This window comes from Collinsella stercoris DSM 13279 (genome assembly GCF_020735465.1).
Taxonomy (GTDB): domain Bacteria; phylum Actinomycetota; class Coriobacteriia; order Coriobacteriales; family Coriobacteriaceae; genus Collinsella; species Collinsella stercoris.
Genome location: NZ_CP085935.1, coordinates 1935276 through 1958692, shown reverse-complemented (window position 1 = coordinate 1958692; position 23417 = coordinate 1935276). Strand labels below are relative to the sequence as shown.

Sequence of the window (23417 nt, the reverse complement as noted above, 5' to 3'; positions counted from 1 at the left end):
TAGTGAACACGTATGAGCATCAATCGAGTCAACATTTCCGGTAACCTCACCCGCGACCCCGAGCTGCGCGCCACTTCGAGCGGCACGCAGGTCCTGAGCTTTGGCGTGGCGGTCAACGACCGTCGCCGCAATCCCCAGACGGGCGATTGGGAGGACTACCCGAACTTCGTGGACTGCACGATGTTCGGCACCCGTGCGGAGGCCGTGAAGCGCTATCTCTCGAAGGGGTCGAAGGTCGCGATCGAGGGCAAGCTCCGTTACAGCTCCTGGGAGCGCGACGGCCAGCGCCGCAGCAAGCTCGAGGTCATCGTCGATGAGATCGAGTTCATGTCCCGCGGCCAGCAGGGCGAGGGCGGCGGATACGCGCCGGCTCCGTCCTATGGCCAGCAGGGCGGCTACGCCCCCGCGCCCGCTCCGCAGCAGGCCCCGGCGCCCATGGCGGCTCCGGTTCCCCCTGCGGTCGACGTCTACGATGAGGACATCCCGTTCTAGGGATGATATGTAGTTGGCGGTACGGCGTTTTGCCTGTACCGCCGTCACGAAAGGTATTGAGACATGGCTAATGATTATTCTGCCCGTCAGCCGCGTCGCAAGTACTGCCAGTTCTGCAAGGAGGGCACTGAGTACATCGACTACAAGGATACTCAGCTCCTTCGCAAGTACATGACCGACCGCGGCAAGATCAAGCCGCGCCGCGTTACTGGCGCCTGCACGCAGCATCAGCACGACATCGCGAACGCCATCAAGCGCGCCCGCGAGATGGCTCTCCTGCCGTACGCCGTGCCCGTGGTGTCCACCCGCGGTCCTCGCGAGAAGAAGTAGGGAGGGTACCCATGAAAGTTGTTCTGCTTGGTGAGATCAAGGGCAAGGGCGGCGAGGGTGACGTCATCGACGTCGCTCAGGGTTACGCCGAGAACTACCTGATTCCGCAGAAGCTCGCCGTTGCTGCCACCAAGGGTAACCTCAAGCAGCTCGAGGAGCGTCGTCACAACATCGAGAAGCGCGAGGCCGTTCGTCTGGCCGATGCCGAGGCCCTCAAGGCCAAGCTCGATGGCCAGAAGGTCGCCGTCGACGCCAAGGTCGGCGAGGAGGGCGTCCTCTTTGGTTCCGTCACCGCTGCCATGATCGCCGACGCGGTCAAGGCTCAGCTCGACGTGGACGTCGACCGCAAGCGCATCGAGCTCGGCAAGCCCATCAAGGTTGCCGGTGCTCACGAGGTCTCCATCTCCATCTACCGCGAGATCCGCACCTCCATCATCGTCCTCGTGGGCGTTGAGGAGGAGGCCGAGGCTGAGGTCGAGGAGACCGAGGCCGCCGCTGAGGAGACCGCTGAGGTCGAGACCGAGGCTGCCGCCGAGTAGCACGTGCTGCGACGCGCATCTTCGTGTATGTGATTAAGGCTCCGCGCTCTGTGCGCGGGGCCTTTTCTGTGCACGGCGGGTTTGAACGCGCCGGCCCCAAAGCCGCGTGGCACTCGGCCGGTTTGAACGCGCCGGTCTCCAAGCCGCGTTTTCACGCCGGTGCGACTGGCCCTGGTCTTCGACTCGCGCTTGGGTGAGGTGCTCTGGCACCGCGCATGGCGGTCATCGATGTCAACGCCAGTCTTCGCCGCACGCTTAAGCGAGGCGTCCTGGTGGTCCGAGCTTGTTTGATCCTGGAGCCCGAGCCTGTTTGATCATTTTTTGGCACGACGGAGCTCTTTGACTCTGAAAGAAGAAATCCACAGGTCACGGATTGAGGCTCGGAAGAGTTCGCAGCTAGCGCGGGTCAAAACACAGGATGCAGGTGCAGTTCAAAATAGCATCCTTGCCGGGTAGTCGAGGTGAATATCTACAGACACCAGTATCTACCTGCGAAAATATCTAAAAACCAAGCACGAACTCCACTGTGAAAAAGTACGCGCACCCGCTTCAGCGCGCGCACTTCGCTCCTTTCGTATATGTGGAAAACTATTCCACATGCTCTGTTCACATTGTGGAAAACGTTGATAATCGCTCTTTGTGCAGATGGGGCGTATCTAGTTATCCCCATGCGTGTGTGGAATATCGCATGCGGGCGGCAAGGGCCCCAATTGCCGCCGATTGGTTGCGAAATGCACCGGATACCCTACCATTGAACATCCCTACCGATGTAATCAGGTTGCGAATGGCATGAGGAGGCCGCGTGGAAATCGTCAGCAACAGCTGGTCGCAAACGGGTTCGACTGACCTTGGCGCGATCAAGGGCCTGCCCAACAACACCGAGGCCGAGGGTAACGTCCTCGCCGCGATGATGCTGTCGGGCGAGGTGGTCGAGGAGGCGCTCGTCGAGCTGCTGCCCGACGACTTCTATCGCCCCTCGCACAAGACGATCTTTACCGCGATGTCCGGCATGTACGAGAGCAGCATGCCCATCGACTCGATCTCGCTCATCGATTACCTGCGCTCCATCGACAAGCTCGAGGCCGTGGGCGGCGAGGCGTACATCCTGGAGCTCATGGGCAACACGCTGGCGCTCGCCCATTGGCAGCATCATGCCGAGATCGTGCGGCGCGACGCCATGCTGCGCGAGATCATCGGCGCCACCAACCAGATCAGCGCCCTTGCCTACGACTCTCCGCTCGACACCAAGGAGGTCATCGAGCGTGCGGAGTCCATGTTGCTCTCCGTTACGGAGCGCGAGGTCAAGAGCTCGTATAAGGGCCTTTCGGACTTTATGACCGAGGCGTATCAAGAGGCCGAGGAGGTGGCCCGCGCCGGTGGCGACGTCCACGGCGCGCCCACGGGTTACCCCAGCCTCGACCGCATGCTCATGGGCCTGCGCGAGGGCCAGCTCGTGGTTTTGGGCGCCCGTCCGGCCGTGGGTAAGACCTCGTTCGCGTTGAACTTGGCGCTCAACGCGGCGGCGGATGGTTACACCGTGGGCTTTTTCTCCCTGGAGATGTCCGGCAAGGAAATCGCGCAGCGCTTTATCTGCGCGCAGGCCATGGTGAACATGTCCAACTTCCGCACTGGCCGCATCTCGCCCGAGGAGTGGGCGAACATCAACGAGGCGATCGCCGAGCTCGGCCGCCTCGACATCCTTATCGACGACACCCCCGGCACCACGGTGACCGAGATTCGCGCCAAGGCGCGACGCATGCTCCACAACAAGGAGCGCGCCGTCATCATCCTGGACTACCTGCAGCTGGTGAATCCGCCGGCAGGCAAGAACTACAACGGCAACCGTGCCGTCGAGGTGTCCGAGATGAGCCGTGGCCTCAAGATCATGGCTAAAGAGTTGGGCGTCCCCGTCATCATGCTGTCGCAGCTCAACCGTTCGCTCGAGGGCCGTACGGGCAAGCGCCCGCAGATGAGCGACTTGCGCGAATCGGGCTCCATCGAGCAGGACGCCGACATCGTCATGCTGCTGGATCGTTCGAGCACCGAGGCCGAGGCCGAGCGCGAGGATCGTCCGGACTTTGGCATCACGCGCGTGATCGTGGCCAAGAACCGTTCCGGCCCCATCGGCGACGTCGACCTGATGTTCCTGCCCGCGTCGACCAAGTTCTACGAGATCGACGAACACGCGGTTGAATAGAACGCGCCTTCATTAAGGCGATGCTTCGCCAACGCGAGGCTGCGGCGGGACGACGCGCAACGACGATGCCGTACCGTCGCTACGATACGTCTGCGACATGACTGCGACACGGCTGCGACATTTTGTCGCAGAGCTGTCGCGGCCGTGTCGCAGTGCGCGTATACTTGAGCGCATCAAGTGAAATTCGTCACGCAATGAGGCGGTGGGGCGTCATGATTACCGCGGAGCAATTAGCCTCGGCTATTTATCAAATGCGCGCAGATGGAACGGATAATTCAAAATTTGAAGCAAAGGCGTGCGGCAAAAAACTGAGTTCCGATGTTTGGGAAAGCGTGAGCGCGTTTGCCAACACCAACGGTGGCACCCTGCTGTTGGGTTTGAGTGAGCCGGAAGGCTTTGTTGTTTCCAAGGGATTTAATCCAGAACGAACGCTCGATCAGTTCATGAGCGGCATCGGCGATGGCGGGAAAGATGGCGTCAAGCTTGCAAATCCACCTCGTTATCAAGCGGACGTGATTGATTTTGAAGGCGAGCATTTGCTGGTAGTCGAAATCGAGGAGAACGAGCTGGCCCAGAAGCCCTGCTATATCGATGCCCGGGGCATACGCTCGGGGAGCTTTAAGCGCGTGTTTGATAAAGATGTGCAGCTCTCGGCGACAGAGCTCTTTGAGATACAGCACGCGATGGTGCGAAGTGGTGCCGACAGAATTCCTGTTGCCCATATGGAAGATCTCGACGACGCGCTGGTTGACGAACTGTTGAGGGCTCGGCGGCACAGCCGCGCCCTACGCGGGGCTAATGGAAAGATCGACCAGCTCAAGCGCCTCGGCGTGCTTACCGCAGACGGAAGCGTGACCCTTGCAGGCTTGCTTGTGCTTGGCCTGTACCCCCAGCAGTACTACCCGAAGCTAATCATTGATGTTGCGGTGTTTCCCGACAACGAAAAGGGTGCTCCTGGTTCAGTGCGTTTTCTCGACCGAGTCCGATGCGACGGCGGCGTTGTCGAGATGGTGGACATGGCCGTCGAGACGGTCGCTCGCAACCTAAGAAGCGTTTCTCTGGTGACTGGCACTGGTCGTCACGATGAGCTTGAAATTCCCCGGGAGGTTCTACGCGAGGCGATTGCAAATGCGGTCGTTCACCGCGAGTACGATGAACGGTTCGTGGGGCAATCGGTAAGCATCGATGTGTATCCCAATCGTATCGAGATAGCGAATCCCGGAGGCCTATGGGGAACGAGAACCCGCGAGAATTTAGCGGATGGCGTGTCGGAATGCCGCAACGATTTGCTCATGTCGCTCATTGATGGCGTGCCGCTGTCGGATGAGGGGGGTAAGATCGCGGAGGGAAACGGTACGGGTATTCCTTTCATGATCAGGGAGATGCGTTCCCGCGCTTTGGAAAGCCCCGAGTTCCACATTGGAATGGATCGCGTGACGCTGTGTTTGGGTAGGCACGGGACCGAAATTGTCGAAAATCGTGCATGGCTTGCAACGCTGACCGACGAAACGGTTGGTAAAGACGCGGAAGCGCTGCTTCTCTTGTTGAGAGAGCGAGGGGTCTCTTCAGTTTGGGATATACACGAAGCCCTGGGGTTGGATTCGGATAGGGTGCGCGATCTTGCAAAACACCTGCAGGAACAGGGCGTTCCTCTTGCATGGGCTGATGACATGCTCGAGTTGGCGGCGTGTGATTCCGCGGGTGATGACGACCGGCTTTCCGCCCTGCGCCCCATTGTTCGCAGCGTGTATCTCATGCTTGACGAGGAAGAGCCGGTGGACGCGCAGGAGCTTGCGCAACGCCTGCGCAAAAGCGTCCGAACAGTTCAACGCTACTTGCGCGAACTGGTTGACGCCGGATTGGCAGTGCCGACCGCCGGGCAATCGAGCTCGGCTCGTCAATATTTGAAGGGCTAGTGCTCAAGCGATATGCGCCATTGGCAGCGATGCAACGCCGCTACGACACGGCTGCGATGCTACTGCGACAAAGCTGCGACACTACTGCGACAAAGCGGCGACATTTTGTCGCAGAGCTCCGACAAAATGTCGCAGGGCTGTCGCAGTGGCGAAGGCCGCCAATCTGCGCATGCCATTACGCACGCTCGCTATTGAGTAATGGTGGAATGAGGGCCCGTGCCGTATCGTTGGCGGCACGGGCCCTTTGCATGCCTATAATGGGAACGTTGACCCCACTGAGGTCAGGTCCGGGAAGGAACCCGGTTGCAAGAGCTGCGCGCGGGAGCGGCCCGTTCGCACGGAATGAGGAGTAGTCATGCCGTCAACAGTGTTGGTGGGAACCCAATGGGGCGACGAGGGCAAGGGCAAGATCTGCGACCTGATCGCTCCCGAGTTCGACTGCGTCGTCCGCTACCAGGGTGGAAACAACGCCGGCCACACCATCGTGGTGGGCGATAAGAAGTACGGCCTGCACCAGGTGCCCTCCGGCATCATGTACCCGGACTGCATCTCGGTCATCGGCAACGGCTGCGTGGTGAACCCCGCCGTGCTCCTCGAGGAAATCGACATGTTCGAGCGTGACGGCATTTCCACCGCCAACCTCAAGGTCTCGGGCAACGCGCATGTGATCATGCCGTATCACGTCGACCTGGACGGCGCCTACGAGGAACTGCTGGGCAAGAACAACATCGGCACCACCAAGCGCGGCATCGGCCCGTGCTACCAGGACAAGATGGCCCGCGTGGGCATTCGCATGCAGGACCTGCTGGATGAGGACACGTTCCGCACCAAGCTCGCCGCCGTCCTTGACCGCGTGAATCCGCAGCTCGAGCGCATCTTCAACCTGCCCACCTACACGGTGGACCAGATTTGCGAGTCTTACCTGCCCATGGCCGAGTGCCTGCGCCCGTACATCTGCGAGACGGGCATCCTGCTCAACGACCTGGTGGAGCAGGGCAAGAACATCCTGTTCGAGGGTGCCCAGGCAACGCTGCTCGACATCGACCACGGCACCTACCCGTTTGTCACCTCGTCCAACTGCACCGCCGGCGGCGCCGTGACGGGCTCCGGCGTGGGCGTCAAGGCCATCGACCGCGTGCTCGGCATCATGAAGGCCTACACCACCCGCGTGGGTTCCGGTCCCATGCCCACCGAGCTCGACTACGACACGGACGAGGACGGCCGCACCCTCACCGAGGTCGGCTATGAGTACGGCGTGACCACCGGTCGCCGCCGCCGCTGCGGCTGGTTCGACGGCGTGATCGCCCGCTACGCCACCCGCGTGAACGGCCTGACCGATATCGCCCTGACCAAACTCGACGTGCTGTCTGAGTTCGATACCATCAAGGTCTGCGTGGCCTACGACGTGAACGGCACGCGCTACGCCACCGTGCCCGAGCACACCGCCGCGTTTGCAAGCGCCGTGCCGGTGTATGAGGAGCTGCCCGGCTGGAAGTGCGACATCACCGGGTGCCGCACCTTTGACGAGCTGCCCCAGGCCGCCCAGGACTACGTGGCCTACATCGAGAAGCTCGCCGGCTGCAAGGTGAGCTTTGTCGCCGTGGGCCCGGATCGCGAGCAGACCATCGTTCGGGACTGGTAGCGGCCTGCCCAAGCACTGCACCTTGGGGATCAATCGTCAGGCGCCGTGCGTGAGCCGCGCGTCCCTCTCTTCAACCCCAAGCTCCGGCACTTGGAAAGCCCGCTGCACAAACCTGTTGGGTTGATGTTGCTGCGACCCGATAGCATGGGGTCGGGGGACGGCAAAACTGGTTGTGAAAAGGCGGGCTCCGTTTGGGGCCCGCTTGCGTATAAGGAGGACGCATGAGCGCACCTGAGAACACCATCGACATCCTGCTGCTGGGCAGCGGCGGCCGCGAGCATGCCCTGGCGGCCAAGCTCGCCGAGTCCCCGCTGTGCGGCGCGCTCTACATCGCGCCGGGCAACGGCGGCACGCTCGCCGTGGGCGAGAACGTGGCCCTCGATGCTGAGGACCCTGCCGCCGTGGCGGACTTCGCACGTGAGACCGGCTGCGGTCTGGTGGTAATCGGCCCCGAGGCGCCGCTCGTCGCCGGTGTGGCCGACGCGGTTCGCGCCGCGGGCATCCCGTGCTTTGGCCCGGGTGCCGAGGGCGCCAAGCTCGAGGGCTCCAAGCGCTTCTCCAAGGAACTCATGGCCCGCGCGGGTATCCCCACGGCTGCCTACGGCTCCTTTACCGACGAGGAGTCCGCGCTCGCCTACGTGCGCGAGCAGGGCGCCCCGGTGGTCGTCAAGGCCGACGGCCTGGCTGCGGGCAAGGGCGTCGTGGTGGCGCTCACCCTCGACGAGGCCCTGGACGCTGTGCACGAGTGCTTTGACGGCGCGTTCGGCGCCGCTGGCAGCACCGTGGTCATCGAAGAGATGCTCACCGGTCCCGAGTGCACGCTGCTGGCCTTCACCGACGGCAAGACGGTGCGCCCCATGGCAACCTCGCAGGACCACAAGCGCGCCCTCGAGGGCGACAAGGGCCCCAACACCGGCGGCATGGGCGTGTACAGCCCGGTGCCGATCGTGACGCCCGAGGAGCACGAGGAGATGTGCCGGATCCTCAACGAGACCATCGCCCAGGCCAATCGCGAGGGCATCGACTTCCGCGGCTGCCTGTACGGCGGCTTTATGCTTACGCCCGCCGGCCCCAAGGTCATCGAGTACAACGCCCGCTTTGGCGATCCCGAGACCGAGGTCCTCATGCCGCGCCTGGCCAGCGACTTGGTTGAAGTCATGCTTGCCTGCGCCGAGCGGCGCCTGGACGAGGTCGAGCTCGCGTGGCGCGACGAGTGGGCGGTCTCCGTGGTGCTCACCTCCGCCGGCTATCCCGGCCCGTATGAGAAGGGCAAGGTCATTACCGGCATCGAGGACGCCGAGGCCATGGAGAACGTGACGGTCTACCATGCCGGCACCGCCGTGAACGAGGACGGCGAACTGGTGACCTCCGGCGGCCGCGTGCTCGACGTCACCGCCCTGGGCGACACCTTCGAGGCTGCGCGCGACCTCGCCTACGCCGCATGCGAGAAGATCGACTTTGAGGGCAAGACGCTGCGCCACGACATCGGCCTGCGCGCCCTGCGCGGCCGCGAGGCTTGGGACGAGTAAGCCCCAAGAGCCGTCCCCACAACACGAATGGGCATGAGGGTCGCCGGAAGCCGGCGGCCCTCTGTGCATAATGGCTCGGATTTGATGGTTCGGGTCTTGCGCAGACGGCATGCGATTTGCAATTGGACGGTCAAAAAGTCTGCAATTGGACGGTTAAAAATGCTGCAATTGGACGGTTGAAATCTCTACAATTGGACGATCGGTGGGTGTGAGCAGGCAAAACGTGATGCCCGTTAGGCACAAATGTTGACGCCCGGAGGGTATGCGTATCAGCGCGATGACGGTGTGCTGGTGCTGCCGATTACGTGCTTGACCGCTTAATGCGCGACGCGGCCCCGCCGTGTGGCATGGGTTGTTTGTAGGCGAGCCTGCTAAGCTCCCGTTAGGGTGTACATTTTTGCGTGCATGGCGATTGGAGAGGAGAGGCAGATGAAGAGCGAAGAGATGCATGGTGGACCCGAGCGCGCCGAGGGTGACGTCGACGTGTTCGGAGACCGTGACGATATGGATGAAAAAGAGTTCGAGGCGGAGCTGCTCGACGCCGAGGAGGCCGGGGATGCCGAGCGCGCCTGCGCGGGCGAGGCTCAGGCCGAGGTGATCGATGCGCAAGATGCGGACGAGAAACAGATTGAGCCGGTGCTCGTTCTGGGTGATGACGACCCCCGTGACGCCGGCCTGCACGAGCAGATTCTCTCCGAGGAGCCTGCATGGCGGGGTCGCATCCTCGATGTGCATACGGCGGAGGTCAGGCTGCCCAACGGTCGCGTGACCGGGCGCGACCTGATTCGTCACCCGGGCGCCTCGGCGGTCGTGGCGCTCACCGAGTCCGGTAAGATCGTGCTGGTTCGCCAATACCGCACCGCGCTCGACCGCGTGACGGTTGAGATTCCCGCCGGCAAGCTCGACCCGGGCGAGGACCCACTTGAGTGCGCCAAGCGCGAGCTGCTCGAGGAGACGGGCTTTAAGGCCGCGCGCGTCAACCACCTCACCACCATTGCCACCACGCCTGGCTTTTGCGACGAGGTCATCCACCTGTATATGGCGACGGGCCTTACGTTCGCGGGCGCCAATCCCGATGATGACGAGTTCGTGAACGTGGATCTGGTGCCGCTGTCCGAGCTGATCGATGCGGTGCTCGACGGCAAGATCGAGGATGCCAAGACCGTGATCGGCGCGCTCGCGTGCGACGCGATCTCGCATAGGCTGTAGCTGACCGGGCGGAGGAGGCGTTTTCAGTCTGGGCTGGTCCTCGTTCCTGCGGAATCGCCCAGACCGAAAACGCCTCCTCCGCCCTACGGTGACCCCCCGAGGCGCGCTCGCGTCGCCCGAGAGAGCGCCGAGGGGACGGCCGGGTTTGCTGAACGGAAGAATGTTGGTAGAAAGTCGTCGGGGTATGTTCAAGCGGTTTCTTTCTTATTATGGGCCGGTCAAGGGGCTCTTTATTGCGGATACGGTGTGCGCGCTGGTGCTGGCGGGGATCGACCTCGCGTTTCCGAGCATCTTGCGCTCGCTCACCAACGGGTTGTTCACCCAAGGGTCGGCGGCGATTTTGGGTGCGCTCGGCTACATCGCGGCGGGGCTCATCGGGCTCTACGCCCTGCGCTGCGCCTGCCGCTACTTTGTGTCCGCGCAGGGTCACATCATGGGCGCCCGCATGGAGTCCCGCATGCGCGAGGACCTCTTCGACCAGTACGAGCGCTTTAGCTTCGCCTACTTTGACGCACACAACTCCGGCGACATGATGAGCCGCGTAGTCAACGACCTGTTCGACATCTGCGAGGCGGCACACCACGTGCCCGAGTGGATCATCATCTGCGGCATCGAGATCATCGGCGCGTTCGCGATCCTCTTCACCATCTCCCCGGTGCTCGCGAGCGCCATGGCGGCGATCACTGCCGTGTTCGTGGTCATCATGGTCCGCCAGAACCTGCGCATGCGCGCCGTGTTCGCGGATAACCGCCGCCGCATCTCCGACGTGAACGCCCGGCTCCAGGACTCGCTGGCGGGCATGCGCGTGGTCAAGTCCTTTGCGAACGAGCGCACCGAGCGCGCCAAGTTCCGCGTGTCCAACGACCGCTACCTCGACTCCAAGGTCGCCCAGTACCACGTGATGGGTCGCTATCAGGCCACGAGCGCCCTCATGACGGGCGTGCTGTACGTCACCATCGTGGTGCTCGGCGGCTACCTGGTGGCCGCCGGTCAGATGACGGCGGTGGACATGGCCACCTTCGCCCTGTACATCACGCTGTTCGCCACGCCCATCGAGACGCTCGTGAACTCCACGGAGAACTTCCAAAAGGCCGCCGCGGGCTTCCGCCGCATGGACGAGGTCCTACGCACCGCGCCCGACATCCAGGACAAGCCGGACGCCCGTCCGCTCGAGGTCCGCGAGGGCGCCATCGAGTACCGCGACGTCTGCTTCTCCTATCCCGATACCGAGGTGGGCGAGGGCGGCACCGCCCCCGAGAGCCCTGTGATCGACCATATGAACCTTTCCATCCGCCCCGGCGAGACCATCGCGCTGGTGGGTCCCTCGGGTGGCGGCAAGTCCACCACCTGCTCGCTGCTGCCGCGCTTCTACGACGTGGCGAGCGGCTCCATCCGCATCGACGGTCAGGACGTGCGCGACGTGACGCAGGAGAGCCTGCGCCGCGCCATCGGCCTGGTGCAGCAGGACGTCTACCTGTTCGACGGCACCCTGCGCGACAACATCGCCTACGGCCGCCCCGGCGCGAGCGACGCCGAGATCGAGGACGCGGCCCGCAAGGCCAACATCCACGACTTCATCGCGAGCCTGCCCGAGGGCTACGACACCGTGGTGGGCGAGCGCGGCAGCCGTCTTTCCGGCGGGCAAAAGCAGCGCGTGGCCATCGCCCGCGTGTTCCTCAAAGACCCGGCGATCCTCATCCTGGACGAGGCGACCTCGGCCCTCGACAACGAGAGCGAGGAGGCCGTGCAGGAGTCGCTTGAGCGCCTGGCCGCCGACCGCACCACCATCATCATCGCGCACCGCCTGTCCACCATTAAGAACGCCGACGAGATCGCGACCGTCGAGCGTGGCAGGGTTGTGGAGCGCGGCACGCACGAGGAGCTTCTCGTGCGCGGCGGCACGTACGCCCGCTACTATCGAATGCAGTTTGAGGGCGCACGCGCGCGCGACGTGAGGTAGGCAATGAGCAAAAGGCACAACATGACCCCGGATGAGGCGGAAGAGCTGTTTTCCGAGCTCGACGCCTCGGGCGTGCTCGATCCCGATCGCGCGGCGGCTCGCGAGGGCCGTGCCAAGCGCCGTCTGTTCATGCGGCGCACGGCCGGTGCCACGGCGGTCGCCGAGCGCGAGGCGGCGGACCACGAGCGCTCCCGTGCCCGCGCGGGCAAGATCGACCCGCTGTCTGAGCAGGACCCCTCCGGTTCGCAGGTGGGAAAGACCATCTCGCGTACGGCGGTCGTGGTGATCCTGGGCGTGTTCGTGTTTGTGCTGGGCATGCAGATCGTATACGGCGTGAGCCGGCGCCTGAACACGGCGAACCTCTCCGACCGCACGAACAGCGAGACGGTGGAGCACGCCATGGAGTCGGGCGTGGAGTGGGGCAACGGCTTTACGCAGTTCCCGCAGGATTTTACCGTCGATGAGGCGAGCGAGAAAACTGGCGTGGTCGAGGTGTCTGTGGTGGACACGGACTCCCGCAACGAGCTCGAGCTGCTGTCGAACTCGCAGATCCAGGCGAGCGCCCTGGCGACGAATGCGCTGTTGAATGAGAAGATCAACCGCGTGGTGTACAACGTGTACGCGCTCGTGGACGAGTCCGGGGCGTTTCGGCACGACAGCCTGTTCGGATTTATCCCGGCGCGAGGTGCGCGCCGTGCGATGCTGACGTTCGTGTGGACCAAGTCGCAGTCGAGCGTTCCCGCAAATATCGACTGGGAGCTCAAGATCATCGGCATGGACGACGACCTCGCCGAGGCGATTCAGGAGCAGGTGAACTCCGTGAGCTCGTTGACCGAGAACCCCGGAGCATCGCAGGCGGAAATCGATGAGGAGCAGTCCCTGTTCGGCGATGTGTAAAAGAGGGCGCGCCCGCGAGCATGCGTGAGGGGGGGCGGGCGGCTTTGCCCCTCTGTCGCCGCCTGATGACCTGTTGCTGAAATGCCTCGAGAGTTACCTCTCGAGGCATCTTTTGTCTTGTTCGGCGTGAAACGCGACGCGAAAGGTAGCTCTCGCGTCGCGTTTGGGCCGTGTCGTGCGAAAACCCGCCCCGAGAGTTAACTCTCGGGGCGGGTTTTTCGTGCGGTAGGGCTCTCTTGCCTGCGCGGCGTGTGGGGCAGGTGAGCTTTCTTTGCTGTTTCCGCAGGTTCGACCTGCACGCCGAGGTGCTCGTATGCCGCTGTGTCCCCCGTGCTGTCAGGGAGGGTCGTGTCGAGCGATGGGAGCTCTAGGCGCGAGGCGTGCAGGAACACCTTCCCTCGCATCGCGTTGCCCTTTGCAGGATGCAGGGACGTGCCCCCCCGCGCCGCGCGGCTCCCTGCAAAGCGCTAGCTCAGCAGTGCGGCCACCTTGCCCAGGGTGGGCTCGAACGAGACGCCGCGCATCTCAAAATCGGGTTGCTCAAGCGTGACGCGCATGGCGTCGCGCACCAGTTCGCCGGCGAATTCGACGGCCTCGCGCGTGGTGCGGCCGGTGAAAATCGCCGCGGTGAGCGCGCTGGCAAACAGGTCGCCGGTGCCGTGCAGCATGTAGGGGAGCAGCTCGCTGACGACTTCCTCGACCTCACCGCCGTCCGCCGCGCTGGCAAGGTAGTTGCGAATGACCTGCTCGCCCTCGTGCACCACACCCTTGATGACGACCGTCTTGGCGCCCATGTCGAGCAGGGCGCTGGCGTTCTTCTGCACAAAATCGAGCGAGACATCCTGGCCCTTATAGGGGATGCCGGTGAGAATCGAGGCTTCGGTGAGGTTGGGCGTGAGCACGTCGGCGCCGCTCACCAGGCCGGCCATGGCCTCGCACAGCTCATCGGTGTAGGTGGGGTACTTCACGCCGCCGTCGCCCATCACGGGGTCAACGATGCGCAGGGCGCCCGGGTACTCGCGGTACAGACGCTGGATCACGGTAACCTGCTCAGCGGAGCCGAGGAAACCCGAGTACACGCCGTCGAGGTCGACGTTCTCCTCGCGCCACGCGTCGAGGTAGGCCTCGAGCATGCTGGTGGTGTCGTGCATGTGGAAGACGGGATACTTGGTGTGGGCGCTGAACAGGGCGGTGGGCACGGGGCACACGTCGACGCCGGCGGCGCTGAGCACCGGGATGGCAACGCCGAGCGAACATTTGCCGTAGCCGCACATGTCGTGCACGGCCGCGACGCGCGGGATGTACGCGCCCTTGCGCTGATAGAGTTTGGTCATGATTCGATTCCTTTCCGCGGACTTATGGACCAGCGTACAGTCAAACAGGGTAGCACCCTGCATGGCTTGCAGAAGAAGGCGGCCTTGTTTTACACATTGGACATGAGCGCGATTGGGGATGGGCCGCGATTGGACGTGCGCTGCGGCTGGGCGCACTTCGATTGGACGCATGTCTCGCTTGGGCGTACGCTCGATTTGGACACGCGCCACGATTGGACACGCACCTCGCTTGGACGTGCGCTCGGATTGGACACGCGCCTCGTTTGGACGCCCGCCGCACACGGACACGCGCCTCGACCCCGATGGACCGCCGCCCCTCGCCGATAAATCTACGCTACGGACGGGAAAGTGCGCCCGGGGGCATCGTGGGGGCGTATGATGCAAGTATTCGTGTCCGTTTTTGGCGTGCTTCGCACGGCAAGTTGGATTGGGAAAGGTAGAACCATGGCTGATGTGCATGAGCTTCTCGATACATGGATCGAGAACGTCACCGATGAAGAGCTGCTCGGCGAGCTCAAGGCGATGCGGGAGGCGGGCGACGAGGACGCCATCACCGACGCGTTCTTCCAGGAGCTCGCGTTCGGCACCGCGGGCCTGCGTGGCACGCTGGGCGCCGGCACCAACCGCATGAACATCTACACGGTCGGTCGCGCCACCCAGGGCTTTGCCGACTACCTGGTCAAGAACTTCGAGAACCCCACCGTGGCCATCGCGCGCGACAGCCGCAACAAGGGCGAGCTGTTCGTCAAGACCACCGCGGCGATCCTTGCCGCCAACGGCGTGACCTCGTACGTGTACCCCAAGATCTCCCCGGTGCCCACGCTGTCCTGGGCCACCCGTTACCTTAAGTGCTCTGGCGGCATCTGCATGACCGCTAGCCACAACCCCGCCGCGTACAACGGCTACAAGGCCTACGGTCCCGACGGCTGCCAGATCACCAGCGAGGCCGCCGACGCCATCTCGGCCGCCATGAACGCCTGCGACCCGTTCCACGACGTCAAGACCATGGACTTTGACGAGGCCGTGGAGCAGGGTCTGGTCAAGTGGATCGGCGACGAGGTGCTCGACGCCTACTACGACGCCGTGGCGGACAAGTCCGTGAGCAACCTCACGCCCGAGCAGATCGCCAACGCGCCGCTCAAGCTCGTGTACACGCCGCTCAACGGCACGGGCCTGATCCCGGTCACCAAGGTGCTCAACAAGGTGGGCGTGACCGACATCACCATCGTGCCCGAGCAGAAGGATCCCGACGGCGACTTCCCCACCTGCCCGTACCCCAACCCCGAGATCCGCGAGGCCATGCAGAAGGGCATCGACCTGTGCCAGGAGGTCAAGCCCGACCTGCTGCTGGCCACCGACCCCGACGCCGACCGCGTGGGCGTGGCCTGCGCCGATGGCGACGACTACACGCTGCTCACCGGTAACGAGATGGGCGTGCTGCTGCTCGACTACATCTGCAAGATGCGCGCCGAGCGTGGCGAGGATCTCTCCCGCAAGGTCGCCGTCACCACCATCGTGTCCTCCGCCATGGTCGACGCTCTGGCCGATGAGTACGGCTTTGAACTGCGCCGTTGCCTGACTGGCTTCAAGTACATCGGCGACATCATCACCGGCTTGTCCGACGCCGGTGAGGTCGACCGCTTCATCTTTGGCTTTGAGGAGAGCTACGGCTACCTGTCCGGTGACCATGTGCGCGACAAGGACGCCGTCAACGCCTCCATGCTCATCTGCCAGATGGCCCAGTACTACAAGCTGCAGGGCCTCAACCTGGTTCAGGCCATGCGCGCGCTGTATGAGAAGTACGGCTACTATCACAACAAGACCGTCTCGCTGAGTTATCCCGGCGCCGACGGCGCCGCCAAGATGGCCGGTATCATGAAAGCCCTGCGCGCTGAGGCCCCCTCTGAGATCGCCGGCGCCAAGGTCGAGGCGGTCGTGGACTACGCGACCTGCGTGAACGGCCTGCCCAAGGCCGACGTTATCGAGTTCGACCTCGAGGGCGGCAACAAGGCCATCGTGCGTCCCTCCGGCACCGAGCCCAAGATCAAGCTCTACATCTTTGCCAAGGGCGAGGACGCTGCCGCCGCCGATGCGCTCATCGACGCCATCGAGGAGGACGGCCGCAAGCTGCTGTCCTAAGGCGAGTGCCCGGCCATGGGCGTGTTCGCGCTCCTGGTCGCGTGCGAGTTTGCGCCTGCGGGCTGCAGCTTGTGCCGGGCGTTGTGCATAGGTAATAGAAGGCGGGCCGTGCACCGTAATGGCGCACGGCCCGCCTTTTGCGTGTGTGCCCTCAGGATCGTGCTGTTTTTGGTGTTGTGGGCGGCTTGCGACCCGCATTTTGCGCCCGTGTTCCTCGTGGCTTGCGGAAGGGTGCCGAAATTATCCGCGCATTTGTTGAGACGAAAATCGCTGTGGTGGGCGAAAGTCGCCGCATGCTTTACGAAAAGCGCAGGTAAAGGCGTTATTGTAATTTGCAACTCTGCGAGACCGTCGAATTGGCCTCAACAAATGTGTAGGTAAAACGGCGGGCGTACGACTAGAGGCGTGGCAAAACGCCCGCCGCGGGCGTCGCGAGCGTTGTTTTCCAATGGCATCGCGTGTTCACGCGGGTTAAACAATGTTCGACGTGCGCCGGGTAGCGTTTGGTGCATGCCGAGCAGAGTTCAATGGGTGTCCTGCGGCGCCCGGTGCCCGACAGGCGGTGCGCCCAACAGCGCCCAGCGAGTGTCAAGCGGCGTCCGTTGCACGTCAAACTCTGTTCAATGCGTATCGAATATGGAGCTTTGGGCTCCTCAACGGGGCGTCGTGCGCGTGACGCTTTGCTTATGCTCCAATGCCGCTCATGAGGTGGGCGCGTTTGATGGCAGCGGGGATGCGCTGCTTGAGCAGGTCAAGCTCTTCGCGCGTAATGGCTTCAGACAGCGAGAGGCGCAGCGCGCCGCGTGCGCTGCTGGGGGAAAGGCCCATGGCGGTGAGCACGTGCGAGGGCTCAGTGGAGCCGGTCGAGCAGGCTGATCCCGTTGCGGCGGCGACTCCTGCGCGGTCGAGGAGCACGACGAGCAGCTCACCGTCGATGTTGTCGCAGGAAAATGATGCGATGGAGGGCAGGCGGTCGGGCGTACGGCGGCCGGCTGCGATTCCCGGGAGGCTGACGTCGGGGTTGGCTTCTGAGGCGCCGACGGCAGTAGCGACGGGGTTTGTTTCTGGAGCGGCTGCGATGACGAAGCTCAAGGTCGTGAGCGCGTGGCCACCTGCGGCCCCCGCCGCGTCTGCGCAGGGTGCGCCGGTGAGGCGCACGCCCTTGCACGAAGCGAGGATGTGCTGCACGAGTTCATCGCGCGCGGCGGACACCCGTTGGGTGTTCCGAGCGAGACTACGAACTGCCTCTTCGAGCGCAGCGGCCATGCCGGTGATGCCCGCAAGGTTCTCGGTGCCCGCGCGCTCGCCCCGCTCTTGCGCGCCTCCGGCGATGAGCGGCGGTATGGAAAAGCCATCGCGCAGGTACAGGGCACCCACGCCTCGAGGTCCGTGGAACTTGTGGGCCGAGAGCGAGAGCGCGTCGACGCCAAGCTCGCGAACATTGACGGGGATGTGGCCCACTGCTTGCACGGCGTCCGTGTGAAAGGGAGCGCCATGGCGATGCGCCACAGTGGCAAGCTCTCGGATGGGTTCGATGGTGCCCACCTCGTTGTTCGCCAGCATGATCGACACGAGCGCCGTTGCGGGAGGGTGGGGGGCGGCGCTGTCGTCCTCGCCGTGTCGACCGCCTGCGATTTCGCGGTCACCCGATTTGCGCGCGGAGCGGTGGCTGGCTGCGGAGGCTGCGTGCTCCCCGCCGCCCTTTGCGCTCGTGGCTACGGGCCTGCAAGCGGCGCTTTCGCCGGCCGCATCGGTGCAATCCAGACCTCGCTCGGCATCGGTGCAGTTGGAGACGCGCTCTGCACGGGCCGCCTGCTCGTTGGCGATGAGCGCCGCCTCGAGATCTTCGGCTCGGACAAAGCCCTGCTCGTCGACGGGCAGGTACGTGACTGCGACGCCCTCGCGCTCGAGGGCCTCGCAGCAGTGCAGGATGGCGTGGTGCTCAATGGAGCTGGTAATGATGCGAGGAGTGGCGTCGCTGCCGTACAGGTCGCGGAACCGCTGGACGGCGCCGCGCAGCACCCAGTTATCGGATTCGCTGCCGCCGCTGGTGAAATACACCTCGTCTGCCCGGTCGGCTCCCAGCAGCTCGGCTATGCGAGCGCGGGCGGCTCCAAGCGCCTCGGCCGCCTGACGCGCCACGCGGTGAATACCGCTCGGGTTGCCGAACGTGTCCGTCAAAAACGGCATCATGGCCTCGAGAGCCGCGGGTGAAAGCAGCGTGGTGGCGGCGTTATCGGCGTAAATATAGGGTTCGGCGTCTTGTGCGTTCAAGGGCTCTCCGTTGGAGGATTGGCGGGGATTAAATGGGTGCGGGCTAAATGGGCGCGAAATAAACGGGCATGAAGTAGGCGGGCGCGGGTCAAACGGGCGCGGGACAAGCAAGCACGTGACAAGCAAGCGCAGGGCAAACGGGCGCGCGTCAAATGGGTGCAGGTCAAACGGGCACGGGTCAAATGGGCGCAGCGCGATTAGCGCAGGGCAAAAAACCAGAACAGCGCGAGCGCCACCGTTGCGACAACGAGAATCGCGAGCAGGATCTTGACGCGGCGACGCTGCCGATCTTGGCGAGAGGTGAATATCGTGTGCCCCTTTTTGGGCTGAGAAATATAGTTCCGGCCAGGCGAGATGTTGCTGCCGCCCTCATTCGTGCGGACTTGCAGCGTGGGGCTGCTGGGAGGAATGTAGCCGCCGGAACGCCGCGCGACGCCGCCGGTCTGCGCGGACCCGCCACTGCCATACGTGGTTTTTCGCACGGGAACGCGTACGTTGCGGTCGCGTTGGGGTGCGTTGGGGTTGTTGACGGGCGGCAGGTACGTGGGGTCGCTCGTGGCGACGCCCATGTGTTTGCGCGACGCGGGGCGCGCGCGGCTTGGCCCCGGGGCTGTCAGCTTGCCGGCGGTCTGGGCCTCCGGAGAAATCTGCTCGTCCATAAAACACCTCGTTGGGTGGTTGGTATACCGGCACCATTCTATGGCATGGGCGCACGCGGGCGAGCGAGTGCGCAAATAATGAGTCAACGCGCCACAAATGGCCCGCGCACCAACTTTGGCAGTTTCGCGGGATGCGGGCGTGCGTCCTTCGCTGGGAGAATTCGCGCGTATACTAGGGCGGTACGGCCTGCGAACGGACCCAGAGGGGAACCTGTATGTCTCTCGACACCAACCTGTCCGAATTCACCGCATTCGATTCCGACGCCGACCACCCGCACGAGGAGTGCGGCGTATTCGGCGTGTGGGCGCCCGACCGCGATGTCGCCCGCCTCACGTACTTTGGCCTGCGCGCGCTGCAGCATCGCGGCCAGGAATCCGCCGGCATCGCCGTGGGCGACGGCGGCACCGTCATGGTGCGCAAGGACCTCGGACTGGTGAGCCGCGTGTTCTCCAACGCCGACATCGAGGCGCTGCCCGGGCAGCTGGCCGTCGGCCATGTGCGCTACGGCACCGCCGGCGCCAAGAGCTGGGAGGCCTCGCAGCCGCACCTTTCCACCATCAACGAGGTCATCGTCGCGCTCGCTCACAACGGCACGCTCGTCAACACCGACGAGCTGCGCCGCCAGCTCATCGAGCTCGGCGTTCCGTTCAACTCCAACTCCGACTCCGAGGTCGCCGTCAAGCTCATCGGCTACTTCACCCAGGAGACGCATCACCTTCGCGAGGGCATCCGCAAGACCATGGAGCTCATCCGCGGCGGTTACGCCATGGCGCTCATCAACGAGAACGCGCTCTACGCCTTCCGCGACCCGCACGGTGTGCGCCCGCTCGTGCTCGGTCGCCTGACCAGCGACGAGGGCGTTGCCGCCGCCAACGCCGCGGCAGCCGCCTCCGCCCTGCCGAGCGACGCCGCCTCCGCCGAGGACCTGGTGGGCGACGAGGTGCTCGCATCCACCGCTGGGTGGGTCGTGGCGTCCGAGACCTGCGCGCTCGACATCATCGGCGCCGAGTACGTGCGCGACATCCGCCCCGGCGAGATTCTGCGCATCTCCGCCGAGGGTCTGGTGTCCGAGCAAGGTGTCCCCGCGGCCGAGAAGACCGCGCACTGCATCTTCGAGCAGGTCTACTTTGCGCGCCCCGACTCCATTGTGGACGGTAAGTCCATGTACGCCTGCCGCTACGACATGGGTCGCAAGCTGGCACTGGAGTGCCCGGTCGAGGCCGATATGGTCATCGGCACGCCCGACTCCGGCCTGCCCTCCGCCGAGGGCTACGCCTTTGAGAGCGGTATCCCCTACGGCACGGGCCTCATCAAGAACCGCTACGTCGCCCGCACGTTCATCGAGCCCACGCAGGAGCTGCGCGCCATGGGCGTGCGCCTCAAGCTCAACCCGCTCAAGGACGTGATCGAGGGCAAGCGCATCGTCGTGGTCGACGACTCCATCGTCCGCGGCACCACCATGGTCCAGCTCGTGCGCATGCTGCGTCAGGCCGGCGCCAAGGAGATCCACATCCGCATCAACTGCCCCGAGGATATCTGGCCGTGCTTCTACGGCGTGGACACCGGCGAGCAGAGCCAGCTCATCTCGGCCACCAAGTCGGTCGAGGAGGTCTGCGAGTTCATCGGCGCCGACACGCTGGCTTTCCTTTCGGTCGATGCGCTGCTGGAGTGCGTGCCCAAGGGCGGCTACTGCACCGCCTGCTTTACGGGCGAGTACCCGGTCGCGATCCCCGACAGCTTTGGCCGCGACAAGTTCATCAAGGGCTACGTGCCGCGCGGCGTGGTGCGCACCGCTCCGGTGACCAAGGACGTGCTGGAAGAGAAGTACCACGACCACAGCTGGGAAGAGCGCAACGAGGCGTAATGCGTAATTCAGCGCGAATGGGCGCGACGTGTGAAAGGGACGGGTCCGTTTTGCACGTCACGTTCGCGTCTTGGCCCGTCGTGCAGCAATGCGCGGCGGGCTTTTTGCTTGACTGCTTGGCGCGCCGCGGCGGGCTTTTTGCTTGGCTATCCCATGTGTAAAAACGGGCCCGTCCCCCTTTTACACATCCAAGCTGCACGCCCTGCTATCATGCTGAGTGAGGAATTCCCTGGGTCGAAAGGAACCCCACATGGCCGAGAGCAAGCACGTTACGTATGAGGACGCCGGCGTGGACACCGCCGAGGGCGGCCGCGCGGTCGACGCCATCAAGCAGATGGTCAAGGAGACCAACCGTCCCGAGGTCATCGGCGGTATCGGCGGCTTTGGCGGCCTGTTCTCCGCCGCCGCGCTCAAGGACATGGAGGACCCGATCCTCATCTCCGGTACCGACGGCGTGGGCACCAAGCTCGTGCTCGCCCAGATCCTCGACCGCCACGAGACGGTGGGTCAGGACCTCGTGGCCATGTGCGTGAACGACATCCTCGCCTCCGGCGCCGAGCCGCTGTTCTTCCTCGATTACGTGGCGATCGGCCACATCGAGGCTGAGCACATGGCAAAGATCGTCAAGGGCGTGGCCGACGGCTGCAAGCTCGCGGGCTGCGCGCTCGTGGGCGGCGAGATGGCCGAGCATCCCGGCGTCATGCGCCCGGACGATTACGATATGGCCGGCTTCACCGTGGGCGTCGTCGACCGTCCCAAGATGCTCGACCCGGCGAACGTGCGCGAGGGCGACGTGATTATCGGCCTGCCCTCCACGGGCGTCCACTCCAACGGCTACTCGCTGGTGCGCAAGGTCATCGGCGTCGATGGCATCGTGCCCGGCACGCCCGAGGCCGCGGCCAAGAAGGCCGAGCTCGAGTCTATCGAGCTCGCGCCCGGCCTGTCCCTCGCCGACGCGCTGCTCGCCCCCACCCGCATCTACGTCAAGCCCATCCTCGAGCTGCTCCGCGGCGAGGCAGGCAAGCACGTTCACGCCATCGCCCACATCACTGGCGGCGGCATCACCGAGAACCTCAACCGCGCCCTGCCCGCCAACGTCGATGCGCTCGTGGAGCGCGACGGCGCCAAGATGGGCTGGGACGTGCCCGCGGTCATCACCTACATTTCTGAGAATGCTGAGCTCACGCCCAACGAGGCCTGCAAGACCTTCAACATGGGCGTCGGCCTGATGCTCATCGTCTCCGCCGAGGACGAGGCCGCCGTGACCGAGGCGCTCGAGGCCCTGGGCGAGAAGCCGTTCCGCGTGGGCACCTGCATCGCCGGCTCCGGCGAGGTGAAGTACACCGATGAGCAGTAAGGACGAACTGTCCCTGGACGCCGTCGCGGCAGAGGTCGCGGCGGTGGCCTGCGCCTCCGGCATGCCCGACATCAACCAGCTGCAGGATGCACGCGCTGCCCAACCTGAGGCCGAGCGAGTCCCGCTTCCGATCGGTGTGTTGCTCTCCGGTTCCGGCACGAATCTGCAGGCCCTCATCGACGCCATCGAGGCGGGCGAGCTCAATGCGCAGGTCAAGCTCGTGGTGGCGAGCCGTCCCTCCGCGTACGGCCTCAAGCGCGCCGAGGCGGCGGGCATCCAGACGCTCACGCTCTCCAAGGAGATCTACGCCGACCCCATTCAGGCCGACGAGGTCATCGCCCATGAGCTGCTCGCGGCAGGCTGCGAGTACGTGATCATGGCCGGTTACATGCGCATGGTGCACGCTCCGCTGCTCGCCACGTTCCCCAACCGCGTGATCAACATCCATCCCGCGCTGCTGCCCAGCTTTCAGGGCGCGCACGGCATCCAGGATGCATTTGATCGCGGCGTCAAGGTGACCGGCGTGACGGTGCACATCGCCAACGCGGCGTACGACATGGGCCCCATCATCGCGCAGCGCGCGCTCGTGGTGGAGGAGGGCTGGGACGTCGATACGCTAGAGGAGCACATCCACGCCATCGAGCACGTGCTGTACCCGGAGGTCGTGCAGATGCTGGCCGATGGGCGCATCCGTGTGCGGGAGAACCTCACGGTCGAGGTCCGGTAGCGCGCGGCCGCAATTTTGGTTGCGGAGCGTTCCTCAGCTGGGCAAACGCGCAATTTCGATTGCGATCTGAGGGTAGTTTTTCCCATGGGGGAGAACGCATCATTGAGAAGAAGAGGGCTCTTTGCTGCGATTTGCAGCGGAGAGCCCTCTTCTTGTGCAGGGACGCCGTTTACCGAAAAATGAAGACCGTTTACCGCCTTCCATAAACGTGCTGAGCCTATGAAGACTGCAAAACCTAACAAAGTCGGTGGGATTTCGGGGGAGGGGTGGGCCTTTCTCAAGGCAAAACTCGCAACAAAACCCGAGTTCATATAGGTTTACAACCAATTGGTAACAATACAAACAAACCAC

The 23417-nt window shown here is 64.0% G+C and carries 18 protein-coding genes; 14 read left to right on the top strand and 4 right to left on the bottom strand.

From position 1 onward, the window contains the following. The first annotated feature begins 12 nt into the window (after positions 1-12). The 10 genes from LK434_RS08240 to LK434_RS08195 all read left to right on the top strand — a co-directional run bounded on the left by LK434_RS08240 (position 13) and on the right by LK434_RS08195 (position 12711). The gene (locus LK434_RS08240; protein WP_006721900.1) at positions 13-492 is read left to right on the top strand and encodes a single-stranded DNA-binding protein; all 480 of its coding nucleotides are present in this window, start codon (positions 13-15) and stop codon (positions 490-492) included. A gap of 63 nt (positions 493-555) precedes the next feature. After that, entirely contained in the window at positions 556-822 is a 267-nt protein-coding gene (gene rpsR, locus LK434_RS08235; RefSeq protein WP_006721901.1) for a 30S ribosomal protein S18, read from the top strand. Positions 823-833: 11 nt separating this feature from the next. Beyond that, complete coding sequence (gene rplI / locus LK434_RS08230; protein ID WP_006721902.1) at positions 834-1361, top strand: 50S ribosomal protein L9; 528 nt, start codon at positions 834-836, stop codon at positions 1359-1361. Positions 1362-2163: 802 nt separating this feature from the next. Continuing rightward, positions 2164-3558: a replicative DNA helicase gene (gene dnaB, locus LK434_RS08225; RefSeq protein ID WP_006721904.1), complete on the top strand. Its 1395-nt coding sequence runs from the start codon at positions 2164-2166 to the stop codon at positions 3556-3558. Positions 3559-3770: 212 nt separating this feature from the next. Continuing rightward, positions 3771-5474: an ATP-binding protein gene (locus LK434_RS08220; RefSeq protein ID WP_040361736.1), complete on the top strand. Its 1704-nt coding sequence runs from the start codon at positions 3771-3773 to the stop codon at positions 5472-5474. A gap of 355 nt (positions 5475-5829) precedes the next feature. Then, positions 5830-7116, top strand: coding sequence for an adenylosuccinate synthase (locus LK434_RS08215; protein WP_006721907.1), 1287 nt, complete (start codon positions 5830-5832; stop codon positions 7114-7116). A 221-nt stretch (positions 7117-7337) separates the two neighbouring features. Then, on the top strand, positions 7338-8645 hold the full coding sequence (gene purD, locus LK434_RS08210) for a phosphoribosylamine--glycine ligase (protein WP_006721908.1): 1308 nt from the start codon (positions 7338-7340) through the stop codon (positions 8643-8645). A gap of 504 nt (positions 8646-9149) precedes the next feature. Beyond that, on the top strand, positions 9150-9854 hold the full coding sequence (locus LK434_RS08205) for an NUDIX domain-containing protein (RefSeq protein ID WP_040361841.1): 705 nt from the start codon (positions 9150-9152) through the stop codon (positions 9852-9854). A gap of 184 nt (positions 9855-10038) precedes the next feature. Further along, a complete protein-coding gene (locus LK434_RS08200) occupies positions 10039-11814 on the top strand; it encodes an ABC transporter ATP-binding protein (protein WP_006721911.1) in 1776 nt (591 codons plus the stop codon). Between the two features lie 3 nt (positions 11815-11817). Continuing rightward, entirely contained in the window at positions 11818-12711 is an 894-nt protein-coding gene (locus tag LK434_RS08195; protein ID WP_227917716.1) for a hypothetical protein, read from the top strand. A gap of 467 nt (positions 12712-13178) precedes the next feature. Here the strand turns inward: LK434_RS08195 and LK434_RS08190 are convergent, their stop codons facing one another. Then, positions 13179-14045, bottom strand: a complete 867-nt coding sequence (locus LK434_RS08190) for a PfkB family carbohydrate kinase (protein WP_040361737.1) — start codon at positions 14043-14045, stop codon at positions 13179-13181. A gap of 444 nt (positions 14046-14489) precedes the next feature. Between LK434_RS08190 and LK434_RS08185 the strand changes: the two genes are divergently transcribed. Next, on the top strand, positions 14490-16184 hold the full coding sequence (locus tag LK434_RS08185; protein ID WP_040361739.1) for a phospho-sugar mutase: 1695 nt from the start codon (positions 14490-14492) through the stop codon (positions 16182-16184). A 684-nt stretch (positions 16185-16868) separates the two neighbouring features. On the opposite strand, the gene LK434_RS08180 is transcribed toward LK434_RS08185, so the two are convergent. From LK434_RS08180 to LK434_RS08170, 3 genes are read right to left on the bottom strand one after another with little or no spacing between them, the layout of a single operon-like run. Beyond that, positions 16869-18458, bottom strand: coding sequence for a cysteine desulfurase family protein (locus tag LK434_RS08180; RefSeq protein WP_006721919.1), 1590 nt, complete (start codon positions 18456-18458; stop codon positions 16869-16871). Next, positions 18455-18640 carry a pentapeptide repeat-containing protein gene (locus LK434_RS10610; RefSeq protein WP_083784248.1) on the bottom strand — a complete coding sequence of 62 codons (186 nt, stop codon included), beginning with the start codon at positions 18638-18640 and terminating at the stop codon, positions 18455-18457. The genes LK434_RS08180 and LK434_RS10610 overlap by 4 nt, the downstream gene beginning before the upstream one ends. 15 nt (positions 18641-18655) lie before the next feature. Continuing rightward, complete coding sequence (locus tag LK434_RS08170) at positions 18656-19117, bottom strand: hypothetical protein (RefSeq protein ID WP_006721920.1); 462 nt, start codon at positions 19115-19117, stop codon at positions 18656-18658. A gap of 215 nt (positions 19118-19332) precedes the next feature. On the opposite strand from LK434_RS08170, the gene LK434_RS08165 reads away from it, so the two are divergent. The 3 genes from LK434_RS08165 (at position 19333) to purN (ending at position 23066) form a co-directional block, all read left to right on the top strand. Then, on the top strand, positions 19333-20982 hold the full coding sequence (locus LK434_RS08165; protein WP_006721921.1) for an amidophosphoribosyltransferase: 1650 nt from the start codon (positions 19333-19335) through the stop codon (positions 20980-20982). A 250-nt stretch (positions 20983-21232) separates the two neighbouring features. After that, a complete protein-coding gene (gene purM, locus LK434_RS08160; RefSeq protein WP_006721923.1) occupies positions 21233-22339 on the top strand; it encodes a phosphoribosylformylglycinamidine cyclo-ligase in 1107 nt (368 codons plus the stop codon). Further along, positions 22329-23066 carry a phosphoribosylglycinamide formyltransferase gene (gene purN / locus LK434_RS08155; RefSeq protein ID WP_006721924.1) on the top strand — a complete coding sequence of 246 codons (738 nt, stop codon included), beginning with the start codon at positions 22329-22331 and terminating at the stop codon, positions 23064-23066. The genes purM and purN overlap by 11 nt, the downstream gene beginning before the upstream one ends. Positions 23067-23417 lie beyond the last annotated feature (351 nt).